This window comes from Flavobacterium sp. (genome assembly GCF_044341185.1).
Classification (GTDB): Bacteria; Bacteroidota; Bacteroidia; order Flavobacteriales; family Flavobacteriaceae; genus Flavobacterium.
The window spans coordinates 1-20,729 of record NZ_JBIISE010000033.1; the positions used below are offsets into that span (position 1 = coordinate 1).

Sequence of the window (20,729 nt, forward strand, 5' to 3'; positions counted from 1 at the left end):
ACAAAAAAAGCGACTATAAAGTCGCTTTTTAAAACATATGTTTTGAGAATTACTTTTTCCCTAAGTTTTTCATTTCTTTTTCTAACATATCGTAAAACTGGTCAATTTTTGGCATAATAATAATGCGTGTTCTACGGTTTTTAGCTTTGTTAGCAGGAGTATTATTAGCTACTAATGGAACATAAGAACTTCTTCCAGCTGGTATTAATTGTTTTGGGTTTACACCTAAATCGTTTTGTAATACACGTACAATTGCTGTTGAACGTTTTACTGATAAATCCCAATTGTCTACCAATACTGCGTTTTTAAATGGTACATTATCGGTATGACCTTCTATCATACATTCAAAATCAGGTTTGCTATTAATTACTTTAGCCACTTTAGCTAAAACAGATTTTGCTTTTGAATTTACATCATAGCTTCCAGATTTAAATAATAAATTATCTGCTATAGAAATCATTACTACACCTTTCTCAACATTAATATTAATGTCTGGATCGTCCATACCTACTTCACGTTTTAAACTTGTAACTAAAGCTAATGTTACGCTGTCTTTTTTAGTTAAAGCATCTTGTAAACGGGTAATTTTTAAATCTTTTTCTTTCAAACTCTCTAAAGATTTTTCCAAATTTTCAGAACCTTTAGCAGATAAAATAGCCATGTCTTTAGACATAATCATCAAATCCGAATTTGTTTTCTTTAAATACTCCAACTGTGTAGCTAAACTGGTGTTGTCTGTATTTAATTTTTCTTTTTCATCCAAACAGCTGTTTAATTTTACAGTTGCTGTATTAAGTAAATCTTGAGTCGCTTTTTCTTTAGCTTCAAGCATAGCAAATTTCTTTCTTGACACACACGAAGTAAGTACAAAAGGAATAATAGCTGCTAAAATTAATATTTTTTTCATTGAAATATATTTTTTACAAAGTTATATAGAAAAAATCATACCAAAGTAGGTTGAATGCTAAAATTTATGTTTTTTTTATGAAAAAGGGAAAATTTATATTGTTTTAAACGTTTGCTTCTTCTGAACAAAGTAGTTCCAAACGATAGATTTTGTGTAAAAATAATCTGTTTTTTGATTGTTGCTTCTTTTCTTTAGATTTCGTCCGATTAGATGATAAAAATAAAAATGAGCTTTTAATATGGCAAAAGTATGTATTATTTTTCCTTTAAATAAAAATTGAATACCTGCTAATCCATCCAAACACAAACGGATAAAAATAATTTGAATCAATTTTTCTTTAGGAAGATTTTTAGTTAACATCAATAATGAATTTCTAAAATTCAAAAATGTCTTCATTGGGTTGGCTTCATTTAAAGTTGCACCACCCACGTGATAAACAACCGAATTCGGACAGTATTTCACAACATAGCCTTGGTTGTTAGCACGCCAACATAAATCAATTTCTTCTTGATGCGCAAAAAAATCACCATCAAATCCTTGTAAACTTCTAAAAACCTCTTTTCTTATAAAAAAACAAGCGCCTGTTGCCCAAAAAATTTCAGTTTCGGTGTCATATTGACCCAAATCTTCTTCTAAAGTATTAAAAATTCTACCTTTACAAAACGGGAATCCAAACTTGTCAATAAAACCACCTGCAGCACCAGCATATTCAAAGTGTGTCTTCTTTTTAAAATCTAATAATTTGGGTTGTATGATGGCAGTGTTTGGTTCGTTGTCAAAAAGAGTTTCAATAGGTTGTAGCCAATTTTCAGTTACTTCAATATCCGAATTTACTAAAGCATAATAAGGTTCATCTACACATTTTAACGCTTCGTTATACCCTTTTGCAAAACCATAATTTCCAGTATTTTCAATAATTTTTATAGAAGGAAATTCATTTTTCAGCACGTCAATAGAAGTATCTGTAGACGCATTATCCGCCACATAAATAGTAGCATTTCCAGAAAACTGAATTACAGATGGTAAGAATTGCTGCAATAATTTGGCTCCATTCCAATTTAATATAACTACGGCTGTTTTAGTCAATGTTAATGTCAATTACAATATCAAAAATCAATTTTAATATCAAGTTTAAATTTTTCAACACAGATTTAAGAAATTATAAAAATTAATAAAATTTGTTCAATCTGTGCTCCTGTTTTTCAATGTCAATAATAAAATGCTATGTTTTCTATACAAAGCGAAGCTTCTAATGAAAATTAAAAACTATGTGCCTATGTGTTTAAAAAAATCTGCTAAATCTGTGTTCCTATTTAATGTATAATGGTAACTCTTTCAAGAAAGTATATTTCTCATTATCAAAATCCATTTGACAAAAATAATGATTTATTCCGTTAGTAACCATTAAATATGTGGCTTTCAGAGTAAAATTATATCTTGCAATTTGATCAAAAGTGTTTTGAGATATGGCTACATCCGGTTGTTTGCACTCTACTACCAAGAAAATACTACCATCCGAATTGAAAATTACAATATCATATCGTTTGCTCATTCCGTTAATTTTTACTTGTTTTTCAACGTTTATAAGCGATTTCGGATACTTGCATTCTTGTATTAAATACTGAATAGTATGTTGCCTTACCCATTCTTCTGGAGTTAGCACCACAAATTTTTTTCTAATTTCATCAAAAATAGCAACTTTATTTTCACTATTTTTGAACCGAAAGGAATACGATGGAAAATTTAACTTGTTCAATTTTTGTTGTTTGTTGTTTATTGTTTATAGTTTATTGTTGTATGGCAAAAATAGAAAAATTTGAGGATTTAGAAATTTGGAATATTTCTCGTGATATTTGTAAAGATATTGAAATCTTGTTTGAAACGACGAGTTTAGGAAAAAGATATGCATTAAAAGACCAAATGGACAGAAGTTCTGGCTCAATTATGGATAATATTTCAGAAGGTTTTGAAAGAAATGGAAACAGAGAATTCATTAATTTTTTAAGTTATTCCAAAGGTTCGTGCGGCGAATTAAAATCGCAATTATATCGATCTTTGGATAAAAAAATAATTTCTGAAGAACAATTTCGTATTACATCTGAAAAAATAGAATTAGTAAAAAACAAAATTGGTGCATTTATGAAATATTTAAATAATTCTGAAATTAAAGGTTTGAAGTTTAACAATAAACCATAAACAATAAACCAAAATGACAGAAGTAATAAAAATTGTTAACGATATTAAATCTAAAAATTACAAACCTATTTATTTTTTATGTGGGGAGGAAACCTATTATATAGATAGAATTTCAGATTTAATTGAAAAATCGGTACTTACTGAAGACGAAAAATCCTTTAATCAAGTGGTGTTGTATGGTAGAGATACCACTGTTGAAGAAATTGTTTCAACAGCAAAACGCTTTCCTATGATGTCTGATTATCAGGTGGTGGTTGTGAAAGAAGCGCAAAATTTATCTAAAACATTTGATAAATTCGAGTCGTATGCCGTGAATCCGCAACTAACTACTATTTTAGTTTTTGCCTACAGAGACAAACCTGATGGAAGAAAAAAAATATTTAAAACCATTAAAGATAAAGGTGTTTGGTTTGAAAGTAAAAAATTATATGACAATCAAGTTCCAGATTGGATTGTAAAAGTACTAAAAGGTCAGAATTACGGAATTGAACCTAAAGCAGCCGCTATGCTTTCGGAATTTTTAGGAACAGATTTAGCTAAAATTAATAACGAATTGGAAAAGCTAAAAATTGTTTTTCCTGAAGGTCATACTTTTACACCAAAAAACATTGAAGAAAACATTGGTTTTAGTAAAGACTATAATGTGTTTGAACTAAAATCAGCTTTAGCAACGAGAAATCAGCAAAAAGCCTATACAATCATTCATAATTTTGCGGCAAACCCAAAAGACAATCCAATAGTTGTCGTTAGCGGTCAAATGTTTGCCTTTTTTGCTCAATTGTTGCAATATCACGGATTAAAAGACAAATCAAAATTTAATGCTGCAAAAGTGTTGGGCGTCAACCCATTTTTTATGGATGAATATGCTACAGCAAGTAAAAATTATCCGATGCGAAAAGTGAGTCAAATTATTGAAATCATTCGCGATATGGATGTAAAAAGCAAAGGTGTAGGTTCTGGTTCGATGAAAGAAGCCGATATGTTGAAGGAGTTAGTATATAAAATTTTCAACTAAATAAATTAAGTTATTTACTTTCTTTAAAATTATAAAAAAACACGATATTTGCAATCCAAAATGTATAAAAACTAATAGAAATGAATAAAAATACAGTTTTAGCTTGGGCTACAGGAATAATGATTATTATGGGTATAATAATAATCAGTTTAGCCATATACAGATATGATGATGTAGCAGGTTGGGGCTTTGGAGCGGTAGGAATTGGTTTTTTTGCTAACGCTTGGGTATTCAATGCTTTAAAAGGAAGAATGTAAATCTAAATTACGAAATTTGAATTAAGATTTACGACAATTATAAAAATACAAACAAATAATAAACTACAAAAAATAATATGTCAGACGATAAGAAAGTAATTTTCTCAATGCAACGATTGAGTAAAAGTTATCCAGGAGCAGATAAACAAGTATTAAAAAACATCTATTTGAGTTTCTTTTACGGAGCTAAAATTGGTATTTTAGGACTTAACGGTTCAGGAAAATCTTCTTTGTTAAAAATTATTGCAGGAGTTGATAAAAATTATCAAGGTGATGTCGTTTTTCAACCTGGTTATACGGTTGGATATTTAGAACAAGAACCGCAATTAGACGAAACCAAAACGGTTATTGATATTGTTCGTGAAGGCGCTGCTGAAACGTTTGAATTATTAGCTGAATTTAATAAAATTAATGACGATTTTGGTTTGCCAGAAGTCTATGAGAATCCAGAAAAAATGGAAAAACTTATGGATCGTCAAGCGGAATTACAAGACAAAATTGATGCTTGTGGTGCGTGGGAAATCGATACTAAGTTAGAAATCGCAATGGATGCACTTCGTACTCCAGACCCTGAAACACCTATTAATGTGTTGTCTGGTGGAGAAAAACGTCGTGTTGCTTTATGCCGTTTACTATTACAACAACCTGATGTATTATTATTAGATGAGCCAACCAACCACTTAGATGCCGAATCGGTACTTTGGTTAGAACAACATTTAGCACAATATTCAGGAACGGTAATTGCCGTTACGCACGATAGATATTTCTTAGATAACGTTGCCGGTTGGATTTTAGAATTAGATAGAGGAGAGGGTATTCCGTGGAAAGGAAATTACTCGTCTTGGTTAGAGCAAAAATCTAACAGAATGGCTCAAGAAGAAAAAGTAGCTTCTAAAAGAAGAAAAAATTTAGAGCGCGAATTAGATTGGGTACGTCAAGGAGCAAAAGGTCGTCAGACCAAGCAGAAAGCACGTTTACAGAATTACGATAAATTATTAAACGAAGATCAAAAAGAATTAGACGAGAAATTAGAAATCTACATTCCTAATGGACCACGTTTAGGAACCAATGTAATTGAAGCTAAAAATGTGGCAAAAGCATTTGGTGATAAATTATTATACGACGATTTAAATTTTGTATTGCCACAAGCTGGTATTGTTGGAATTATTGGTCCGAATGGTGCTGGTAAATCTACCATTTTCAAAATGATTATGGGTGAACAAACAGCCGATGCTGGAACTTTTGATATCGGTGAAACGGTAAAAATTGCATATGTGGATCAATCGCACTCTAATATTGATGTGAATAAAACGCTTTGGGAAAACTTTTGTGATGGACAAGAATTAATTATGATGGGAGGACGTCAAGTGAATTCTCGTGCGTATTTATCACGTTTTAATTTTGGTGGAAGTGATCAAAACAAAAAAGTGTCTACGTTGTCGGGTGGAGAACGAAACCGTCTGCATTTAGCGATGACGTTAAAAGAAGAAGGAAATGTATTGCTTTTAGATGAGCCAACAAATGATTTGGATGTAAACACACTTCGTGCCTTAGAAGAAGGTTTAGAGAACTTTGCAGGTTGTGCCGTAATTATTTCGCACGACAGATGGTTTTTAGACCGTGTTTGTACTCATATTTTAGCTTTTGAAGGCGATTCACAAGTATATTGTTTTGAAGGAAGTTTCTCGGAATACGAAGAAAACAAACGCAAACGATTAGGTAAAGATGTTACCCCAACTCGAATTAAATACAAGAAATTAATCAGATAATTTTGTTATAAAGCAAAAGGGCTGTTTCATATGAAACAGCCCTTTTTGTATGTATTACTTTTTGTTGTCAATCCACTTTCTTGCATTCACAAAGGCTTCTAACCAAGGTGAAACATCATCTTTTTGTCCTCTGTCAGGGTAATTTGCCCAATTCCACGGGAACGTAGAACGTTCAATATGTGGCATCATTACTAAATGACGCCCCGTTGTGTCACACATCATCGCCGTATTATAATCCGACCCATTTGGATTGGCTGGATAGCCTTCGTAACCATATTTTGCAACAATATTATATTGATTTTCAGGCATTGGTAAATTGAATTTTCCTTCACCGTGCGAAATCCAAACCCCTAAAGTTGCTCCTTCTAAAGTAGAAAGCATTACCGAGTTGTTTTTTTGAATTTTCACTGAAGTAAAGCCACTTTCGTGTTTGTTAGAATCGTTGTGTTTCATTTTTCCGTGCACCTCGTGTTCAGGATTAATAAGTTCTAATTCCATCATCAATTGGCACCCGTTACAGATTCCAACAGAAAGTGTATCTTCTCTTTTGAAGAAGTTTTTTAAAGCAGAGTTTGCTTTTTCATTGTATAAAAAGGCACCAGCCCAACCTTTTGCCGAACCTAATACATCTGAATTGGAGAAACCACCTACAGCACCAATAAATTGAATGTCTTCCAAAGTTTCTCTTCCCGAAATTAAATCGGTCATGTGAACGTCTTTTACATCAAATCCGGCTAAGAACATTGCATTTGCCATTTCTCGTTCAGAATTACTTCCTTTTTCACGAATAATAGCTGCTTTTGGTCTTGCACCAGCAGGAATTACGGGTAATTTACCATCAAATTGCGATGGAAATGTAAATTGTAATGCTTGTTTATCAAAATTCTCAAAACGTTCTTTTGCTTTGCCGTTTTTCGTTTGTTTTTGATCTAATAAATAAGACGTTTCAAACCAAGTTTTTCTGGTTTCTGTTACCGAGAAATTAAACGAATCACTACAATTAGAAATGGAAACAATATCGCCTTCAGTAACATTTCCGATTTTAAAAATGGTTATGCCGTTTGCTTTAAATGTGGCTTCAACTTCTGCATCAGCTTGAAAAACCACTCCGATATTTTCATTAAACAAGGTTTTAACGGTATCGTTTTCACCTAAAACACTTAAATCGTATGCAGCTCCTAAACCAATTTCAGCGAACGACATTTCTAATAAAGTAGTAATCAAACCACCACTTCCAATATCGTGTCCAGCTTTTATTTTTCTGTCTTTAATTAAATCTTGTATGGTGTTGAATGCTTTTTTGAAAAATGCAGCGTCTTTAATAGTTGACGTTTCATTTCCAACTTTATTTTGCGTTTGATAAAATGAAGAACCTCCTAATTTAAATGTATCTTGTGATAAATTGATGTAGTAAATGTTTCCGCCATTTCGTTGTAAAACAGGTTCCACTATTTTAGTAATATTCGAACAATTTCCTGCTGCCGAAATAATAACCGTTCCCGGTGCAATAACTTCGTCATTTGGATATTTTTGTTTCATGGATAAGGAATCTTTTCCTGTTGGAATATTGATTCCCAATTCGATAGCAAAATCTGAACATCCTTTTACAGCTTCGTATAAACGGGCATCTTCGCCTTCGTTTTTACACGCCCACATCCAGTTGGCCGATAATGAAACCGAAGCTAAACCATCTTTTAAAGGGGCCCAAACTAAATTTGATAATGATTCTGCAATAGCATTTCTACTTCCTGCCACAGGATCAATTAAAGCTGAAATAGGAGCGTGCCCAATAGAAGTGGCAATTCCTTCTTTTCCTTTATAATCTAAAGCCATTACACCTACATTATTTAAAGGCAATTGTAACGGACCTGCGCATTGTTGTTTGGCTACTTTTCCACCTACACAACGGTCTACTTTATTGGTTAACCAATCTTTACAAGCCACGGCTTCTAAACGTAAAACGTGATTTAAATAGGTTGGAATTTCACTGGCTTTATATTCTGAATTACTATAATTTCTTGTAATTGTTTTGTCGTTCATTATGGTTTTTGGCGAACTACCAAAGAAATCTTCTAAAGCATAATCCATTGGTTTTTCACCTGTCGATTTTGATTCAAAAGTAAATCGATGGTCGTTGGTTACATCACCCACTTCATACATTGGCGAGCGTTCTCTATCGGCAATGCGTTGTAACGTTTCGATGTCTTTTTGACCAATAACCAAGCCCATTCTTTCTTGCGATTCGTTTCCGATAATTTCTTTCGCAGATAGGGTAGGATCGCCCACTGGTAATTTATCTAAATCGATTAAACCACCTGTTTCTTCCACCAATTCAGATAAACAATTTAAATGTCCACCGGCACCGTGGTCGTGAATTGAAACTATCGGGTTGTTATCACTTTCTACCAAGCCACGAATGGCATTAGCAGCACGTTTTTGCATTTCTGGATTGGAACGCTGAATGGCATTTAATTCAATTCCTGAACCAAAAGCACCTGTATCTGCTGAAGAAACGGCTGCACCACCCATTCCAATTCTATAATTTTCTCCACCTAATATAACTATTTTATCACCTGCTGTTGGTTTCTTTTTAATGGCTTGGTCTAATTTTCCATAGCCAATTCCACCCGCTTGCATGATTACTTTATCAAATCCTAATTTACGAGCCTCTTCTTCGTGTTCAAAAGTTAAAATAGAACCTGTAATTAAAGGTTGTCCAAATTTATTTCCAAAATCGGATGCACCGTTTGAGGCTTTAATTAAAATATCCATTGGCGTTTGGTACAACCAAGGGCGAGCTGCCATATCGTTTTCCCAAGGGCGTTCTTCATTTAATCGAGAATACGATGTCATGTAAACGGCTGTTCCTGCTAAAGGTAACGAACCTTGTCCACCTGCTAAACGGTCACGAATTTCTCCTCCAGAACCGGTTGCAGCGCCATTAAAAGGCTCAACAGTTGTAGGAAAATTATGTGTTTCTGCTTTTAATGACAGTACCGAATCAAATTCTTTTTCTTCGTAAAAGTCTGGTTTGTCAGCACTTTTAGGTGCAAACTGTGTTACTTTTGGACCTTTAACAAAAGCCACATTATCTTTATATGCTGAAACGATATCATTAGGATTGGTTTCAGATGTTTTTCTAATTAATTTGAATAGCGATGTTGGTTTTTCTTCGCCATCTACAACAAAAGTTCCGTTGAAAATTTTATGACGGCAGTGTTCTGAATTGGCTTGTGAAAAGGCAAAGATTTCAGAATCGGTTAGTTTTCTTTTTAATTTAGTAGCTAAATTGTTTAAATACTCTACTTCTTCCGGACTTAAAGCCAAACCTTCAGATTTGTTATATCCCGCAATATCGTCAATTTCTAAAATAGGTTCAGGTTGAATATGTATGGTGAAAATATCTTGATGTAATGCTGCATATTTTTGAAACAACATCGGATCAAAATCATTGAAATCTGAACTTACTTTTTCAAATTCTTCAATTCTGATAATTCCTGAAATACCCATATTTTGCGTAATTTCAACGGCATTAGTACTCCAAGGGGTAACCATAGCGGCACGAGGTCCTACAAAATTTTCAGAAATTGTTTTGTTGTTTATTTGTTGTGTTTCACCAAATAACCAGTTAAGTTTTTGGATGTTTTCGGTAGAAATTTCAGATTGAGACTGAACTGCAAAAACGGTATTGCTTTGGTTTCCAAAGAAAAAAATCATAAAGTTGAGTTGCTTAAACTGAATGTGATTTCAGTTGTGTTAGTTGTTTCTGATTGCAAAGTTAAACTTTCTTCTTAAAGTATAAAAAAAAAGAGCGGTAAAAACCGCTCAAAATTTTAAAATTATGGTAAATATTCATAAGCACCAATATCGGATGGATTTGTCCGGGTTACCCCAACAATATCTAATGGAAATGAATACGTATAATTGGCATTATTTCTACAAATGGAATTTTCATTAATACGGAAATCATTTATACTTGTGTTTTTAAATTCAGGCTTGTTTGAAGTAGAATTAGAAGCAAAAATACACCCTACATATTTTGATGTATTTGTAGAAAATTGATATAACGGATTCGCACTAATTTGGTTATTATAATCAACAAATTTAATCAAGCAATTATCAAATTTATAGTTGAATACGGCTCCTGTTTTTTCTAAAGCAATGCCGTAATTACTGGAACCATAAAAAATACAGTTTTTAAAATTCGCTTGTGTTAATGAAGTCTGAACTGAACTGCTTAAGTTTTCATTAGTTAACACCAAACTTGTTTGACTTGGAGAATTCCAATAATTGGCAAACGTACAATGCGTAAAGTCGTAACTTCCACCATACGTGCACGCTAAACTGGCTTGTCCGCAATTATTAATCACTACATTTTTACCTGTGATATTTCCAGTTCTTGCTAAAATTCCCACATTGGCACAATTATAAATTTGTACATTCATCATATCAATAGTTGGAGTTGTGGTTCCGTCGTTATTTGAAACCAACATACCAACAGTGGCATTTTTAATGGTTAAATTTTTTAAAACATTTTGATTGCTACCTCCCATAAACAATACGGCTAACCATTGCCCAGGTACTTCGCTATAATTGGGTTCTAAACGATCGCCTTCAAAAATTACTTCATTTTCTAAATCGTCGGTTGTAGATAAGGCGCCATTCACTTGTAAATGTGCATTTGCAGCAACAATTAAACCCGAATTAGCGTGAAAATGCACCCTTGTTCCAGGATCAATGACTAATGTTTTCGTTTCAGGAATTTTTGCGAATCCATACACTACATAGGGTTTTGAATTGGTCCAATGCAGCTCGTTTCCGTTTGTGGCATCTGTTTCACTTAAATTGGTTCCTGTAATGTTTGCGGGTGCTGTGTTTGTTCCTAAATTAATTTGTTCGTAAGTGTAATTATTTGGACTACCCGTTCTTTCTGGATAAATAAAAACGGCATCCTGAATTAAAGTAACCAATTCTACTTTTTGATAAGTATTGGTGTCGCCAAACTCAATTCTATCAGTATATAAAAAATCGGATGGATTGGCATTGGCAATATTTGACGTGATTTCAATAAAAACAAACAAACTATCTTTTGCTAAAAGCTCTACGTTTTCAAATTCTTTTCCAGGTATTCCATCTACCATTAATCTGTAATTTGAACTTTGCCCTTTTCCCAATCGCACTTTTGGAATAGAGATGTTTTTATTACTATTGTTATATACTTTTAAAGTATAAGTACTGGAACCAATATTTGTAAAAACGGTATCTAAATACACGGTTTCTTTGGAAAAAGTTAAGGTACCAATACTCGATTCAAAATCAAGCTCGTTTCTGCAAGATGTGAAACAAAAAGTAGCAATTATTCCAAGAAAAAGTAGTAACTGACGCATATATTTTATTGTTTTATGAAATGAATTCGCTTCAAATTTTAATATTGATTTGAGGTAATTCGTGGTAACTTGATTTTAAACGAAAAAAACTTCGTTTTGGTATATTTTTATTCGAAAATATAAATTTGTAACTTTGTAAAAATAACTATTTATGTTTAATAAAGAAAAATTTTTAGCACTTTGTAATGAATGGTCTAAAAATACGTTAATGGAAACCCTTGAAATCGAGTATATTGATGCCGGTGAAGATTTTCTAAAAGCAAAAATGCCAGTCAATTCAAGAGTACATCAACCCATGGGATTGTTACACGGTGGTGCTACAGTGGCTTTAGCAGAAAGTGTGGGAAGTGCCGCTTCATTAATGTTCATCAATCCAGAAAAACAAGAAGTTCGTGGTATAGAAATAAGTGCCAATCATTTACGTAGCAAAAGAGAAGGAACCGTTTTTTGTACGGCAAAAATTATACATAAAGGTGCCAGTATTCATTTGTGGGAAATTAGAATTGTAGATGAAAACGACAAATTAATTTCATTATGTAAATTGTCTAATATGGTTTTATCAAGAAGAGTTAAGTAATGAACTTGTTAGAAAAAGTCGATTTTTATTTTCAAAACCAATTGCCTTTTGTGTTATATGCCAAACCAAATGATGGTATTTTGCAAGGTGTTTTTCAAAAAGATGCGACTTTACATACATTTGAAAATCAAAAGGGGTTTGTTTTTGCTAGCTTTTACAAGGAAACAAATGTTGTTTTTCCATTAACGGATTCCGAAGTTTTTCAGGAAGAAATTATTTTTAATGTAGAAGAGCAAACTTTTAATGTAGAACATACTTCTGATGAAAACGCTCAAAAATCATTTGAAAATTTAGTTCAAAAAGCGGTTTCGGAAATTGAAAATGGGACATTTACAAAAATTGTTTTGTCTCGTAAAATTGAGCTTTCTCAATCGATAAACAGTATAAAATCGTATCAAAATATATTAAAAAAATACCCAACAGCTTTCCGATATTTATGGTTTCACCCAAAAGTAGGATTGTGGATGGGTGCTACGCCAGAGCAATTAGTAAAAGTTAAAAACAATACTTTTGAAACCGTTGCTTTAGCTGGAACACAGGTTTTTTCGGAGACAATTACTTGGCAAGAAAAAGAAATCGTTGAACAACAATTGGTAACAGCGTATATAAAAAATAGCACTGAAAACTTGGTGGAAAGCATACAATTTTCTGAATTGCACACACACAAAGCGGGTAATTTAGCCCATTTAAAAACAGATATAACAGGAAAGTTAAAATCAAATATTTCTGAAAACGATTTAATTAATGCCTTACATCCAACTTCTGCCGTTTGTGGCATGCCATTAGAGGCTGCCAGAAATTTTATTTTAGAAAGCGAAAAGTACAATAGGAAATATTATTCTGGGTTTTTAGGTGAATATAAAATGCAAGAGCAAACGAATTTATTTGTAAATTTGAGGTGTTGCGAAATTGAAAGTCAGAAAACAATTCTTTACGTAGGTTGCGGCATTACAAAAGATAGTCAAGCCGACAAAGAATTTATAGAAACAGAAAATAAAGCCAAAACGATTTTGAGTGTTTTACGTTATTAGTAAAACCTTTTAATCATATAAACTAATACCTTTTAAACCAGAAATATGAAATTAGACATATTAGCTTTCGGGGCACATCCAGATGATGTAGAATTAGGTTGTTCAGGAACACTTGCCAAAGAAATTTCTTTAGGTAAAAAAGTTGGAATCATCGATTTAACTTGTGGTGAATTAGGAACTCGTGGAACGGCTCAAACAAGAGATGAAGAAGCTACAGATGCGGCAAAAATTTTAGGCGTTTCAGTTAGAGAAAACTTGAATTTTAGAGATGGTTTTTTTGTGAATGATGAAACACATCAATTGAAAATCATTAAAATGATTCGTAAATACCAACCAGAAATTGTCTTGTGTAACGCTATTGCAGATAGACATATCGACCACGAAAAAGGAAGTAAATTAGTAAGTGACGCTTGTTTTTTATCAGGCTTAACTAAAATTGAAACCGAGCTTAATGGTGAAAAGCAAATGCATTACCGACCAAAATTAGTCTATCATTATATACAATGGCAAACAATTGAACCCGATTTTGTAGTAGATGTTTCCGATTTTATGGATGTAAAAATGAAAGCAGTAAAAGCTTATAAAACCCAATTTTATAACCCAAATTCTAACGAACCGAATACACCAATTACCTCAAAAAACTTTTTAGATAGTATTGAATACCGTGCTATGGATTTAGGAAGATTAGTAGGAGTGGAGTACGCTGAAGGATTTACTGTTGAAAGATATTTGACAGTCAATAGTTTAGGGGATTTGAAGTAAAATAATTATTTTTTTCTTTGCAAGTATGAAGTTTAGTGTTATATTTGCACCCGTATTTATACATGGTGGTTGTAGCTCAGCTGGTTAGAGCATCGGTTTGTGGTACCGAGGGTCGCCGGTTCGAACCCGGTCTTCCACCCAAAGCCTTACAGAAATGTAAGGCTTTTTTTTATGCCTTTATTTTAATTAGTATTGCATCAGAAAATGGAAAGCTATATCTTAGCCTAAATTCAAACTGGAATGCCAAATTGGAATACCCACATAAAAGAATATCAAAATTATTTACGTTTGGAACGTGGATTGTCTCTCAATACGATTCAAAATTATAGTTTTGATATTGAAAAATTAGTGGGTTTTTTGACAGAAAACAACTTAGAAGTTTCTCCAATAAAAATTACTGAAGAACAGGTACAACAATTTATTTATGCCATTTCTACTCAAGTGAATGCACGAAGTCAATCCAGAATAATTTCAGGTTTAAAGAGTTTTTTTAATTATTTAATTTTTGAAGAGTATCGCAAAGACACCCCACTTGAATTAATTGAAGTTCCAAAAACAGGAAGAAAATTACCCGATACCCTTTCTACAGAAGAAATAGATTTATTAATTCAAGCCATAAACTTAACTTCTACCGAAGGAGAACGAAATAAAGCGATGTTGGAAACCCTTTATAGTTGTGGTTTACGTGTTTCTGAATTGGTCACCTTAAAAATATCCGATTTGTTTTTTGAAGAAGGTTTTCTGAAAATTACAGGAAAAGGAAACAAACAACGATTTGTTCCTATTGGTTCGCCCACGCAAAAAATAATTTTGAACTATAAAAACTTCATTCGTACCCATTTACCTATTCAAAAAGGGCACGAAGATACCTTGTTTCTCAATCGTAGGGGAAAGCAACTTACTCGCGCTATGGTTTTTACAATTATTAAGGATTTAGCACTGAAAATCGATTTGAAAAAAACAATTTCACCGCATACATTTCGTCATTCTTTTGCGACACATTTATTAGAAAATGGTGCCGATTTACGTTCGATTCAGTTGATGTTAGGTCACGAATCTATTACGACTACAGAAGTCTATATGCACTTAGATAGAAAATTTTTAGCAGATGTAATGAACACCTTTCATCCAAGAGGAAAATAATTTTTTGTCGTTTTAAATTCGAAATTATTCTACATTATTTTTTCTGTAAAAATTAAAAAATTTTCATATTAATAAGTTTTAATGTAAATTGGTGCAAAATATTGATATTAAAATCATTAACTACTACATTAGATGAAAACGTATACTATTCAAGAAATAAATCAAGTAATAAAAGGTGAAATTGTTGGAAATACAACTGCCATTATTACTGCTCCAGAACAATTAGAAGTAGCAAAAGAGACTGAAATTTCTTTTATAGGAAACAAGAAATACGAAAAATTTTGGTCTACATCATCTGCTTGTGCAGCAGTTGTAAATCAAGATATAGCTATTGAACCAGGAGAAAATCGTGCCTTTATAAAAGTGTCAAACGCCGATTTGGCGATGTCACAAGTATTGGAAATGTTCGCTCCTCCGACTCCTGTTTTTTCAGTAGCGATTCATCCAACAGCTGTTGTTGATGCTTCTGCAAAAATTGGTTTGGGTACAAATATTGGGGCAGGAGCCTATATTGGTCCAAATGTAATTATTGGAGACAACGTACTTATTTATCCAAACGTAACAATTTTAGATGAGTGTACCATTGGAAATCAAACCACCATTTGGTCAGGAACTGTAATTCGTGAGCGTTGCCATATTGGTAGTCATTGTATTATTCATCCAAATGCAACTATTGGTGCAGATGGTTTTGGTTTCCGTCCAGATCCAGAAAGAGGATTGGTGAAAATTCCGCAAATTGGAAACGTTATTATTTGTAATGGTGTAGAAATTGGTGCCAATTCATGTGTAGATAGAGGAAAATTTAGTTCTACAATTGTTGGAGATGGTTGTAAAATTGACAATTTAGTACAAATAGGGCACAATAGTAAATTGGGTAAATTTTGTATTATGGCAGGGAACTCTGGATTGGCAGGTTCTGTAACGTTAGGAAATGGTGTAATTATTGGAGGTAGTGCTTCTATTAAAGACCATACTGTAATAGGTGATGGTGCGATAGTTGGTGCAGGTTCCGGCGTTACTGGCGATATTCCTGCAGGAAAAACAATGTTGGGGTATCCAGCAGTAGAAGCCAGAGACGCATTAAAACAATGGGCGATTTTGAAAAGATTAGTAAGAGATGCTAATAAATAATTATAAAAAAAACCAGCTTTCAAAAGCTGGTTTTTTTTATTCTTCTAAAAGCACTTCTAAAATACTAATTGCTGCTTCGCTAATTTTTGTTCCAGGACCAAAAACGGCAACAGCTCCAGCATCGAATAAAAATTGATAATCTTGCGCTGGAATTACTCCTCCAACAATTACCATAATGTCTTCTCTGCCATATTTTTTTAATTCTTCAATTACTTGAGGCACTAAAGTTTTATGTCCGGCAGCTAATGAAGATACACCTAAAATATGTACATCATTTTCCACAGCTTGTTTCGCTGCTTCGGCAGGTGTTTGAAACAAAGGACCAATGTCTACATCAAAACCTACATCGGCATAACCTGTTGCGACAACTTTTGCACCTCTGTCGTGACCGTCTTGCCCCATTTTAGCAATCATAATTCTTGGTCTTCTACCTTCTTTTTTAGCGAATTCGTTGGCTAATTGTTTTGCTTTTTCAAAACTTTCATCATTTTTTATTGCTTTACTATACACACCACTTATCGATTTAATTTGCGCTTTATGTCGTCCAAAGACCACTTCTAAAGCATCACTAATTTCTCCTAAAGTTACTCTATTTCTTGCTGCCTCAACTGCAATGGCTAATAAATTACCATTTCCTGTTTTGGCGCAATTTGTTAAATCTTGTATGCTTTTTGCCGCTTTAGCTGTATCTCTTTTTGCTTTTATTTCTGCTAATCTAGACACTTGTTGTTTGCGAACCATATCGTTATCTACATCTAAAATGTGTAATGGATCTTCTTTTTCTAAACGGTATTTATTTACGCCGACAATAATATCTTGTGTGCTATCTATTCGAGCTTGTTTTCTCGCTGCAGCTTCTTCAATTCGTAATTTTGGTATTCCTGCTTCAATGGCTTTTGTCATTCCGCCTAAAGCTTCTACTTCTTCAATTAAAGCCCACGCTTTTTCTGTAATTTCTGCCGTTAAACTTTCCACGTAATAACTTCCTGCCCAAGGATCTACTGTTTTACAAATTTTAGTTTCTTCTTGTAAGAAAATTTGCGTGTTTCTAGCAATTCTTGCCGAAAAATCTGTTGGTAACGCAATGGCTTCGTCTAAGGCATTGGTGTGTAAAGATTGTGTACCACCAAAAGCAGCCGCTGCCGCTTCAATTGTAGTTCGAGCTACGTTATTAAATGGGTCTTGTTCGGTTAAACTCCAACCTGAAGTTTGACAATGAGTACGTAAGGCTAATGATTTTTCATCTTTAGGGTTAAATTGCTTTAGTAATTTTGCCCAAAGCATCCTTCCCGCACGCATTTTAGCAATTTCCATAAAATGATTCATTCCGATTGCCCAAAAGAAAGATAGGCGAGGCGCGAATTCATCAATTTTCATTCCTGTTGATAATCCAGTACGAATATATTCTAAACCATCTGCAAGTGTGTACGCCAATTCAATATCAGCAGTTGCACCTGCTTCTTGCATATGATAGCCAGAAATAGAAATAGAATTAAATTTCGGCATATTATTACTCGTATATTCAAAAATATCGGCAATAATTTTCATAGATGGCGTTGGCGGATATATGTACGTATTTCGTACCATAAATTCCTTCAAAATATCATTTTGTATGGTTCCAGCTAATTGGTTAGGTGTAACACCTTGTTCTTCTGCAGCTACGATATAGAAAGCCATTATAGGTAATACAGCACCATTCATAGTCATAGAAACCGACATTTCGTCTAACGGAATTTGGTCGAAAAGAATTTTCATATCTTCCACCGAATCAATGGCTACGCCTGCTTTACCAACATCACCTTGTACGCGAATATGGTCTGAATCGTATCCTCGATGGGTGGCTAAATCAAATGCAACGGATAGTCCTTTTTGTCCGGCAGCTAAATTACGACGATAAAACGCATTGCTTTCTTCAGCAGTTGAAAATCCGGCATATTGACGAATAGTCCACGGTCTACGAACATACATTGTGCCGTAAGGACCTCGTAAATTTGGTGCAAAACCCGCTCCAAAACCAATGTGTTCTAATCCTTCAATATCTTCCTTAGTATAGGTGGATTTGATATCGATGTTCTCTGCTGTTTCAAAATAGGTATTAGCTCTTTGCTTTTGACTGACAGAAGGTTTTTTTAATGTTATATGTTGTATGTTTTTTCTCATAGTTTATTCTTCTAGAGCCAAACGTTCTTGTTCTACTTTTTCGGATAGTCTTTTTTCGATAATTGGTACAATTAACGTTTTTCGATCTTTAGTTTTTACAAAAGGAAACAATTCTAAATCGTGTTTCATTTTGTCATTTGGATTTGGGTATTTGTTTGTTCCAAGTAATATTTCTTTGCCAGAATTAAACAACGCTTGTTCTTTTTGTGCGCTTTCCGAAATTTTTCTTTGAATAGTGCCTTCAATTAATTGTGTGATAAAACCACCATTGGCTTCAATTTCTTTAAATAATTCTAAAGCTTTTTCTGCTAATTGGTCAGTTAAAGATTCAATATAATATGCGCCATCTGATGCATTATTTACTTTGTCGAAATAACTTTCCTCTTTTAATATTAGTAACTGATTTCTTGAAATTCTATCGCCAAATTCATTATCTTTATGGTAAATGGCATCATAAGCTAAATTAGAAACCGCATTAGCACCACCTAAAATAGCCGACATACATTCTGTTGTAGTTCGTAACATATTTACATTATAATCATATAATGTTTTGTTGCGTTTTGTTGGTGTGGCTATGATGTGACAATCAAAATTATGGTTGTATTCTGTAGCTAATGTTTTGAAAAGCAAGCGTAAAGCACGAAGTTTGGCAATTTCAAAAAAGTAATTGGTTCCAACGGCGATTTCAATAGTAATGGGTTGATTAATTACTGAAATTCTATTGAAATATTCATTACTATGAGCTAACGTGTATGCCAATTGTTGTACCATATTGGCACCAGAGTTTTGATAAATTCCAGCTTGAATATTTAAAAATGAACTTCTTGAGTTTTTTGAAATTTCATTTAGTTTTTGAATATCAGAATTTAAATTTTCGAACCAATTTCCATCTTTGCAAAGTTGACCAATAGGATCTACTTGAATGATAAAATTATAAGAATTAGTTGTAGCAAAATCATTTAGTGATTTCACATATTCTGTTGAAATAAAAGGTAAATCGAAGTAATAAATGACATTTTCTAAAGGCAAATTAGTCATTAGTTTTGCAATGTCAATTTTATCAGATTCTATCGTAAATAAAATACTTTCTGCTCCACGGTTTAAGCTTTCTTTTGCCTTTTTGTTTGACATTTGAATGTCGTGTACAAAAATTTGTTGTAATATAGTAAATGCTGTGGTATTTGTATTTGAAGTATAGGTTGAAATACTATCGTCTGAATGGTAAAAGGGTTTTACTTTTATTCCTTCTAAACTTTCCCAAATTAGTGTGTCATTATAATCTGCTCCTTTTAATTCAAATTGAATTTGTTGTTTCCATTGTTTAGATGAAACGGCATTAAAATCTTGAAATAATTTTGTTTTCATTGATTTGTTTTTGATTTGAAAACTTATTTTTGAAGGTTACTTTTTTGCTTCAAGTAAACTGTCTTTTATTTTATCTTCTTCAAATTCTATGATGTAAATATCTTCGCTGTCTTTTTTCATAAAGTACTTTTCGCGAGCATATTTTTCAGTCATATTATCGTTTTTTAAATTTTTTATTTTAATACTATCCTTTGCAATTTCAGATTTGTAATATTTTTTATTATCGTTTAATTCATTTATTTGTTGATTTAAAAAACGATGTTCGAAATAGGAATAATTATCAAAAAACAACATCCAAATAACGAAAGCCACAAGTGTTAAATAGTATTTATTTCCTAAAAAGTTTAGCAAAGGAAATTTTTGTAGAAGGTTTTGAAATTTCTTAAACATTATTTTTCAATTCGTTGATTAATTACAGCTCGTACTACATCAATGGCAACTGTATTGTATTTATCATTTGGAATAATGATATCTGCAAATGCTTTTGTTGGTTCAATAAATTGTTCGTGCATAGGTTTCAAAGTGGTTTGATATCGAGTTAACACTTCTTCCATATCTCTTCCTCTTTCGGCAATATCTCGTTTTAAACGGCGTATTAATCGCTCATCAGAATCTGCGTGTACGAATACTTTAATATCAAATAAATCGCGAATTTCCGGATTAGTAAATATTAATATTCCTTCTACAATCATTACTTTTCTTGGATGTGTACTTATAGTATCATCCGTTCTGTTATGTGTTACAAATGAATAAATAGGTTGGTCTATAACTTTGCCCGCTTTTAAATCATTTAAATGTGAAATCAACAAATCAAAATCTATAGCTCGTGGATGATCAAAATTTATTTTAGTACGTTCCTCATAGGTTAAATTGTTGGTTTCTTTGTAGTAAGAATCCTGAGAAATTACGCCAACTTCAGTAGATGGCAATTCGTTCATAATTTGATGTACAACTGTAGTTTTTCCACTACCAGTTCCTCCAGCAATACCAATGATAAGCATATAAAGTATCTTTAATTTACACAAAGAT

At 32.9% G+C, this 20,729-nt stretch carries 18 protein-coding genes and 1 tRNA gene; 10 read left to right on the forward strand and 9 right to left on the reverse strand.

Going from position 1 to position 20,729, the window contains the following annotated elements; all coding sequences use genetic code 11:
• Window positions 1-49: 49 nt before the first annotated feature.
• From ACIQZ1_RS07835 to ACIQZ1_RS07845, 3 genes are all read right to left on the reverse strand, one after another.
• On the reverse strand, window positions 50-907 hold the full coding sequence (locus ACIQZ1_RS07835) for a flagellar motor protein MotB (RefSeq protein ID WP_396160424.1): 858 nt from the start codon (window positions 905-907) through the stop codon (window positions 50-52).
• 93 nt (window positions 908-1,000) lie between these two features.
• Complete coding sequence (locus tag ACIQZ1_RS07840) at window positions 1,001-1,993, reverse strand: glycosyltransferase family 2 protein (RefSeq protein WP_396160425.1); 993 nt, start codon at window positions 1,991-1,993, stop codon at window positions 1,001-1,003.
• A 223-nt stretch (window positions 1,994-2,216) separates the two neighbouring features.
• Window positions 2,217-2,663 (reverse strand): type I restriction enzyme HsdR N-terminal domain-containing protein, encoded by a 447-nt coding sequence (locus ACIQZ1_RS07845; protein ID WP_396160426.1) that lies wholly within the window; start codon window positions 2,661-2,663, stop codon window positions 2,217-2,219.
• A gap of 41 nt (window positions 2,664-2,704) precedes the next feature.
• Here ACIQZ1_RS07845 and ACIQZ1_RS07850 point away from each other — a divergent pair, with 41 nt between their 5' ends.
• The 4 genes from ACIQZ1_RS07850 (at window position 2,705) to ettA (ending at window position 6,144) form a co-directional block, all read left to right on the forward strand.
• Window positions 2,705-3,103 (forward strand): four helix bundle protein, encoded by a 399-nt coding sequence (locus ACIQZ1_RS07850; protein ID WP_396160427.1) that lies wholly within the window; start codon window positions 2,705-2,707, stop codon window positions 3,101-3,103.
• Between the two features lie 13 nt (window positions 3,104-3,116).
• Entirely contained in the window at window positions 3,117-4,118 is a 1,002-nt protein-coding gene (gene holA, locus ACIQZ1_RS07855) for a DNA polymerase III subunit delta (RefSeq protein WP_396160428.1), read from the forward strand.
• 74 nt (window positions 4,119-4,192) lie between these two features.
• Entirely contained in the window at window positions 4,193-4,375 is a 183-nt protein-coding gene (locus ACIQZ1_RS07860; protein WP_396148541.1) for a CAL67264 family membrane protein, read from the forward strand.
• A 77-nt stretch (window positions 4,376-4,452) separates the two neighbouring features.
• Window positions 4,453-6,144, forward strand: a complete 1,692-nt coding sequence (gene ettA, locus ACIQZ1_RS07865; protein WP_396160429.1) for an energy-dependent translational throttle protein EttA — start codon at window positions 4,453-4,455, stop codon at window positions 6,142-6,144.
• Between the two features lie 54 nt (window positions 6,145-6,198).
• Here the strand turns inward: ettA and purL are convergent, their stop codons facing one another.
• Both purL and ACIQZ1_RS07875 read right to left on the reverse strand, forming a co-directional pair.
• Entirely contained in the window at window positions 6,199-9,861 is a 3,663-nt protein-coding gene (gene purL / locus ACIQZ1_RS07870) for a phosphoribosylformylglycinamidine synthase (protein ID WP_396160430.1), read from the reverse strand.
• Window positions 9,862-9,983: 122 nt separating this feature from the next.
• A complete protein-coding gene (locus ACIQZ1_RS07875) occupies window positions 9,984-11,531 on the reverse strand; it encodes a hypothetical protein (RefSeq protein ID WP_396160431.1) in 1,548 nt (515 codons plus the stop codon).
• A 151-nt stretch (window positions 11,532-11,682) separates the two neighbouring features.
• Between ACIQZ1_RS07875 and ACIQZ1_RS07880 the strand changes: the two genes are divergently transcribed.
• From ACIQZ1_RS07880 to lpxD, 6 genes are all read left to right on the forward strand, one after another.
• Window positions 11,683-12,108 (forward strand): hotdog fold thioesterase, encoded by a 426-nt coding sequence (locus tag ACIQZ1_RS07880; RefSeq protein ID WP_291241316.1) that lies wholly within the window; start codon window positions 11,683-11,685, stop codon window positions 12,106-12,108.
• Window positions 12,108-13,139, forward strand: a complete 1,032-nt coding sequence (locus ACIQZ1_RS07885) for an isochorismate synthase (protein WP_396160432.1) — start codon at window positions 12,108-12,110, stop codon at window positions 13,137-13,139. The genes ACIQZ1_RS07880 and ACIQZ1_RS07885 overlap by 1 nt, the downstream gene beginning before the upstream one ends.
• A 45-nt stretch (window positions 13,140-13,184) precedes the next feature.
• A complete protein-coding gene (gene bshB1, locus ACIQZ1_RS07890; protein ID WP_396160433.1) occupies window positions 13,185-13,901 on the forward strand; it encodes a bacillithiol biosynthesis deacetylase BshB1 in 717 nt (238 codons plus the stop codon).
• Between the two features lie 64 nt (window positions 13,902-13,965).
• Window positions 13,966-14,041 (forward strand) — tRNA-His (locus ACIQZ1_RS07895).
• Between the two features lie 100 nt (window positions 14,042-14,141).
• Window positions 14,142-15,044, forward strand: a complete 903-nt coding sequence (locus tag ACIQZ1_RS07900) for a site-specific tyrosine recombinase (RefSeq protein WP_396160434.1) — start codon at window positions 14,142-14,144, stop codon at window positions 15,042-15,044.
• A gap of 132 nt (window positions 15,045-15,176) precedes the next feature.
• A complete protein-coding gene (lpxD, locus tag ACIQZ1_RS07905; protein WP_396160435.1) occupies window positions 15,177-16,175 on the forward strand; it encodes a UDP-3-O-(3-hydroxymyristoyl)glucosamine N-acyltransferase in 999 nt (332 codons plus the stop codon).
• 36 nt (window positions 16,176-16,211) lie between these two features.
• Here the strand turns inward: lpxD and scpA are convergent, their stop codons facing one another.
• The 4 genes from scpA to udk are packed head-to-tail and all read right to left on the reverse strand — an operon-like array spanning window position 16,212 to window position 20,701.
• Entirely contained in the window at window positions 16,212-18,335 is a 2,124-nt protein-coding gene (gene scpA, locus ACIQZ1_RS07910) for a methylmalonyl-CoA mutase (RefSeq protein ID WP_396160436.1), read from the reverse strand.
• Between the two features lie 3 nt (window positions 18,336-18,338).
• Window positions 18,339-19,700 (reverse strand): methylmalonyl-CoA mutase subunit beta, encoded by a 1,362-nt coding sequence (locus tag ACIQZ1_RS07915; protein WP_396160437.1) that lies wholly within the window; start codon window positions 19,698-19,700, stop codon window positions 18,339-18,341.
• A gap of 36 nt (window positions 19,701-19,736) precedes the next feature.
• On the reverse strand, window positions 19,737-20,090 hold the full coding sequence (locus ACIQZ1_RS07920; RefSeq protein WP_396160438.1) for a septum formation initiator family protein: 354 nt from the start codon (window positions 20,088-20,090) through the stop codon (window positions 19,737-19,739).
• Window positions 20,090-20,701, reverse strand: coding sequence for a uridine kinase (gene udk, locus ACIQZ1_RS07925; RefSeq protein WP_396160439.1), 612 nt, complete (start codon window positions 20,699-20,701; stop codon window positions 20,090-20,092). The genes ACIQZ1_RS07920 and udk overlap by 1 nt, the downstream gene beginning before the upstream one ends.
• Between the last annotated feature and the right edge of the window lie 28 nt (window positions 20,702-20,729).

Bases quoted from the DNA above. Each gene is read 5' to 3' on its own strand.
- ACIQZ1_RS07835 (WP_396160424.1), bottom strand. From the start codon at position 907: ATGAAAAAAATATTAATTTTAGCAGCTATTATTCCTTTTGTACTTACT.
- ACIQZ1_RS07850 (WP_396160427.1), top strand. From the start codon at position 2,705: ATGGCAAAAATAGAAAAATTTGAGGATTTAGAAATTTGGAATATTTCT.
- holA (WP_396160428.1), top strand. From the start codon at position 3,117: ATGACAGAAGTAATAAAAATTGTTAACGATATTAAATCTAAAAATTAC.
- ettA (WP_396160429.1), top strand. From the start codon at position 4,453: ATGTCAGACGATAAGAAAGTAATTTTCTCAATGCAACGATTGAGTAAA.
- purL (WP_396160430.1), bottom strand. From the start codon at position 9,861: ATGATTTTTTTCTTTGGAAACCAAAGCAATACCGTTTTTGCAGTTCAG.
- ACIQZ1_RS07875 (WP_396160431.1), bottom strand. From the start codon at position 11,531: ATGCGTCAGTTACTACTTTTTCTTGGAATAATTGCTACTTTTTGTTTC.
- ACIQZ1_RS07880 (WP_291241316.1), top strand. From the start codon at position 11,683: ATGTTTAATAAAGAAAAATTTTTAGCACTTTGTAATGAATGGTCTAAA.
- ACIQZ1_RS07885 (WP_396160432.1), top strand. From the start codon at position 12,108: ATGAACTTGTTAGAAAAAGTCGATTTTTATTTTCAAAACCAATTGCCT.
- bshB1 (WP_396160433.1), top strand. From the start codon at position 13,185: ATGAAATTAGACATATTAGCTTTCGGGGCACATCCAGATGATGTAGAA.
- ACIQZ1_RS07900 (WP_396160434.1), top strand. From the start codon at position 14,142: ATGCCAAATTGGAATACCCACATAAAAGAATATCAAAATTATTTACGT.
- lpxD (WP_396160435.1), top strand. From the start codon at position 15,177: ATGAAAACGTATACTATTCAAGAAATAAATCAAGTAATAAAAGGTGAA.
- scpA (WP_396160436.1), bottom strand. From the start codon at position 18,335: ATGAGAAAAAACATACAACATATAACATTAAAAAAACCTTCTGTCAGT.
- ACIQZ1_RS07915 (WP_396160437.1), bottom strand. From the start codon at position 19,700: ATGAAAACAAAATTATTTCAAGATTTTAATGCCGTTTCATCTAAACAA.
- ACIQZ1_RS07920 (WP_396160438.1), bottom strand. From the start codon at position 20,090: ATGTTTAAGAAATTTCAAAACCTTCTACAAAAATTTCCTTTGCTAAAC.
- udk (WP_396160439.1), bottom strand. From the start codon at position 20,701: ATGCTTATCATTGGTATTGCTGGAGGAACTGGTAGTGGAAAAACTACA.